Raw genomic sequence first — 4,821 nt, forward strand, 5'->3', positions numbered from 1 at the left:
CACCGAGCATCTGCTGACCCGGGCTCGGTGGCGAGCCGGGCGAGCCCGGTCAGCAGATGCTCGGTGTAGCGGCCGACCCCGGTGCGTTGCCCGAGCAACGGCGTGCCGTCCAGCACGACCCTCATGCCGGCATCATCCCCTCCTTTCCGGGAGTGCCACGCCGCGCCGGTTCACCGCTCGTACAACCCGTGCCGGGTGGCGATCTCCCGCCACTGCCGCGCGAACGCCGCATCGGAGAAGGTCTGGGCGCGTTCGATCGCCGCGGCTGCGAGCCGACCGCGTAGACCGTCCTCGGCGGCGAGCCGGCGAGTGAAGGAGGCAACCTGCTCCGGGCCGGTCCATCGGTAGCCGTCGATTCCGTGCCGGACGATCTCTCGCTGGCCGGCCCGGTCGATGACGACGGGAACGCAGCCCCCGGCCATCGCCTCGACGGTGGTCATCCCGAAGTGCTCCGCCGTCCAGGGACGCCGGTCGTCGTCCTCGCCGTACCCGGTGGCCGACCAGAACACCGAGCTGGTCGAGAGCAGCCGTTCGACCTCGGCGCGCGGGGCGTTGGGATGGATCTCCACCGGCAGCCCCGCGCCGGCCGCCCGGACCTGTTCCAGGTAGGGCAGTTGAGAGTCCTCACAGCCGCCGACAACGTGCATCGTCCAGTCGGGCAGGTTGCCCGCACGGTACAGGTCGCCGAACCACTGCACCATCTCCAGCTGTCGCTTGGCGTGGCCGAGGCCGGGGGCGAAGAACCGGCCGACGGTGACGACGGCCTTCTCCCGCCGCGGCGCCGGATGCAACCGTTCCACCTGGATGGGGGGGAACAGCAGGTCGGCGTCGCGCTTCCACAACCGGCGGATCCAGCCGCGGGTGAACCGCGAGTTGGCCATGACCACGTCGTAGCCGTCGAGGTAGCCGAGGTCGGCCGGGTCCCGCAGCAGCCAGGGGAAACGCAGCGGGAGCCGGGCGATCGGCCCCTCGCCACCATCGGTGACCCGGGGACGGCTCACCGCCACGCCGAGTTCGCGCACGTCCGCCGCGCCTGGCGAGAACGCGTCACTGAGCAGGGTGAGCTCGGTACCGTTCGCCGACGGCGGCAGCGATACCTCGAACGGGGTGAAGTCGGTGCCGATCTGCAGCTTGGCCAGCACGCCGCCGTCGGCGTCGAGGAGGCGCAACGGCGTACCGACGGGCGCGCCGGGCCGGCCGATATCGGCGCGCAGGGTGCGCCGCTCGCCCGGGCTGACGGCGAGGATGCCCGCTCCGTTCGTCCAGGTCCACTGCCTGCGGCGGCCGCCCTCCGGCGGGTACCAGCCCTGGCCGAAGCTCACCGCTGGGCGAACCCCGCGCAGCAGCGGCCCGGCCGTGCGGACCGCGGCCTTGCGCCAGGCCGCCATGTCGTGGTCGAACGGCGTCGGGAAGAAGCACAGGTACGCCGAGTGGCGGGCCTTCGGCGTGATCCGGCTCATGTACGAACCGTTTACGAACAGGTCGTAGCGCCTGGAGAGGACGGCGATGGCCTCCTCGCCCCGGTCCGGCAACCGCACGTACCGGCAGCCGGTGAGATCCAGCCCGAGATGCTCGCCGAGCGCCGCGAGGTCGACCTCGGAGTGCCCGAGGAGGTCGACCTCGGCGCCCTCGGCGGCCAATACCTGGGCGATCATGCCGTTGTGGCGTTCCCCGCCGCCCATGGAGTGCCAGAACCGGTTGTAGACCGCCGCCCGCACCCCGCCTGCCGGTTGGTCGTTCTCGGCCGGTTGGCCGGCTCTCGCGGGATCGTTCATCGGGACACCAGCCAGCTCTGCAGGCTCGCCCGCCGTCGCGCGGCGCTGCGCCCGATCTCGCGCCGGGCCCGCAGCATGTCGGGCAGCAGTCGCAGGTAGGAGCCATACACCCGTAGCCGCAGCAGGGTCGGTCGGATCGCGGGCCGGCTGCGCGCGCGCCAGGCCTGGCGCAGCGTGCGCACCGCGATCGAGACGGTGGTCAGCGGGTAGCGGATCACGGCGGCCAGTGCCATCGGCGCGGTCGCGTCCTTGGTGAGCATCAGCAGCCGGTTGCGGTCGGTGTGGAAGACGAACAGCGGTGACCATTCGACGCTCGACGCCGAGTGGATGTGACGCAGCACCGCCCCCGGGACGTAGCGGATGCCGTACCCGCGGGCCCGGATCCGCCAGGACAGGTCGGTGTCCTCGTAGTAGAGGAAGAACGCGTCGTCGAACCAGCCGAGCTCGTGGCCGAGCGACGAACGGATCGCCATCCCGTTCCCGCAGGCGGTGAACACGTCCTCCGGCTGGTCGAACTGGCCGACGTCGACCTGCTGGTAACCACGGTCGGCACCGTAACCGTCGGTCAGGACGATGCCGCCGACGTTGTTGATGACGTCCACCCGCGGCGCCTCACCGCCGACGGTCAGCGACACCGTCGTCGACTCGGGGCCCACCGCGAGGTCCGCTCGCCCTCCGGCCGACGTGCCCGTCGGGCCGTCCCAGCTCAGGGTGACCTGTTTGCGCGATTCCGCCGCCCAGGTGAACCCGAGGGTGACCGGGCCGCCGTCGGGGATCGGCACGCACAGTTCGCCGTCCCCTCGGGTCCAGAAGTACGGCGAGCCGCTCGGTCCCTCGGCACCATAGGTGAGGTTCTCCCAGAGCACCTCGCGCAGCGCCTCGCGCCCGTCCACCGTCACCGAGGACACCCGCACCCCCAGCTCGCGGGAGTCGTGCGGACCCGGGACGAAGGTCGGCGTGTGCAGCCTGATCCGCAGGAACCGGGGGAGGAAGACGACCTTACCGGTGGTGGCGCCGAGATGGCGGCCGCCGGGCTCGTCGAACGGCGCCAGCAGCGCCGCGAGCCAGGTGGGCTCGGGGATCGCATCGTTGTTCACCAGGACCGCGAACGGCGTCGTGACCTGGCGCAGCGCCAGGTTGTTGCCGCCGGCGAAACCGAGGTTGCGCTCCGCGGGCACCACGCGTACCCAGGGGTAGCGCTCGGCGAGCAGCTCCCGCGAGCCGTCGGACGAGGCGTTGTCGACCACCCAGGTCTGGTAGGCGAAATCCGCCTCCTGCTTGGCGATGCCGTCCAGGCAGGCCGGGAGGAGATGCGCGCCGTTCCAGTTGACGATCACGATGGTCGCCAGCGGCTCGGCGGTCTTCGCGCCGGCGCCCCGCGCGTCGACGGTCTTCGACTCGACGGCCGATCCCGCCTCCGGCCGGGTCGGGCGTTCCTCGCTCATCCGCGCAACCTCGCATCGTAGTCGACCTTGAGCAGTCCGTCCGCCTGCGCACCACCGACGCCGAACAGCTCCTCGAACCGGCGGGTGGTGACCGGGGCGCCGGTGGCGGCGTCCGAGACGTGCACCTTCACCGCGAAGGCGCCGAGCAGCTCGGGCAGGCGTGGTACCGAGAAGTCGACGATGTGGCGGCCTGGCCCGATGGCGAGCCCGCCGGGTGGCGTCTCCATCATCCAGATCGGCACCTCGTTCTGGCCGACGATGTAGGTGTGCAGGTACACGTGCTCGGGGGCACCCTCGGTGACGTCGAACTCGACGCTGACGGTGAGGGAGTCGCCGGGGCCGTACTGCACGGTGGGCGGCCCGCCCGGCTCGTGGCTGAAGGTGACCGACTCCGGCCTGACCGTGGCGTACTGGTAGGCGACCGGTTCCCCCGCGGGCAGGCTACCCAGCTTCTGCCGCAGCAGCTTGGTACCCACGGCAGGCGGGCCGTCGAAGAACAGCGACCCGGACTCCAGGACCAGGATGCGATCGCACATGTTCTCGATGAGGTCGAGGGAGTGCGTCACGAACAGGATCGTGCGGCCCTGGGCCCGGAATTCGGCGATCTTGGCCAGGCACTTGCGCTGGAACGCCTCGTCCCCGACGGCCAGGACCTCGTCGACGAGCAGCACGTCCGGGTCGACGTGCACGGCGACGGCGAAGCCGAGGCGGACGTACTGGCCCGACGAGTAGTGCTTGACGTCATCGTCGATCTTGTGGCGCAGCTCGGAGAAGTCGACGATGGAGTCGAAGAGCTGATCGATCTCCCGTTTGGACAGTCCGAGCAGGGACGCGTTGAGGTAGACGTTGTCCCGGCCGGAGAGCTCGCCGTTGAACCCGGCACCGAGTTCGAGCAGCGAGGCGATCCGACCGTGTACCGCGACCCGTCCGTCTGTCGGGCGCAGGATCCCGGCGAGCACCTTGAGCAGCGTCGACTTGCCTGAGCCGTTCGCACCGGCGAGACCGACCGTCTGGCCTCGTCCGATCGTCACGTCGATGTCGCGCAGTGCCCAGAAGTCGTCCCCGGCGGGGCCGCCCCGACGGACGAACCGTTCCTTCAGACTGGTCGCCCGGTTGTGGTACGAGACGAATTTCTTGCTCACTCCGGCGGCCTCGATCACCACGGGCGCCTCGCGCGCCGGGTCGGGTGACGCGGCGGCCTCCCTGCCCTCGGGCGGGGCGGCGGGGCTCGGCGGGTACGCGGACGAGTATCGGGCCACTACTGCTACTCCTTGCTGGCCGCCTGCGGACGTCCCATCATGATCGCACCGCGGTCGGCGTGCTGGCTCCCGGGGCCTTCGGCGGGCGACGAGGACAGGGCCGGTCCGCCACGGGCCGACTACAGATCCTCGGCGAAGTCCGCCTGCAGGGCGCGGAACACGTGCAGCCCCAGCCACAGCAGGGCGAGGGAGATCACCCCGGCGACGGCGAGATGTTCCAGGTAGAACGTGTAACCGGGGTTCGCCAGGATGGGGGCGGAACCCGTCGAGTTACCCGGGGGTGGATCGTAGATCGCCCGCTGGAACGTGATGACCACGACGGCCATCGGGTTGAGCAGATAC

3 protein-coding genes and 1 pseudogene are annotated in these 4,821 nt (G+C 70.8%); all 4 read right to left on the reverse strand.

All coding sequences use genetic code 11. The features are described from left to right. Positions 1 to 170: 170 nt before the first annotated feature. On the reverse strand, positions 171 to 1,775 hold the full coding sequence (locus AC08OO_RS18805; protein ID WP_476607285.1) for a glycosyltransferase: 1,605 nt from the start codon (positions 1,773 to 1,775) through the stop codon (positions 171 to 173). Beyond that, positions 1,772 to 3,220: a glycosyltransferase family 2 protein gene (locus tag AC08OO_RS18810; RefSeq protein WP_476611042.1), complete on the reverse strand. Its 1,449-nt coding sequence runs from the start codon at positions 3,218 to 3,220 to the stop codon at positions 1,772 to 1,774. The genes AC08OO_RS18805 and AC08OO_RS18810 overlap by 4 nt, the downstream gene beginning before the upstream one ends. Next, positions 3,217 to 4,479 carry an ABC transporter ATP-binding protein gene (locus AC08OO_RS18815; RefSeq protein WP_476611041.1) on the reverse strand — a complete coding sequence of 421 codons (1,263 nt, stop codon included), beginning with the start codon at positions 4,477 to 4,479 and terminating at the stop codon, positions 3,217 to 3,219. Before AC08OO_RS18815 ends, AC08OO_RS18810 begins: the two co-directional genes overlap by 4 nt. A gap of 119 nt (positions 4,480 to 4,598) precedes the next feature. After that, positions 4,599 to 4,821: pseudogene (locus AC08OO_RS18820) on the reverse strand (ABC transporter permease); the annotation flags it as partial.

The sequence above is a fragment of the Frankia sp. CeCAU1 genome (assembly GCF_977971845.1).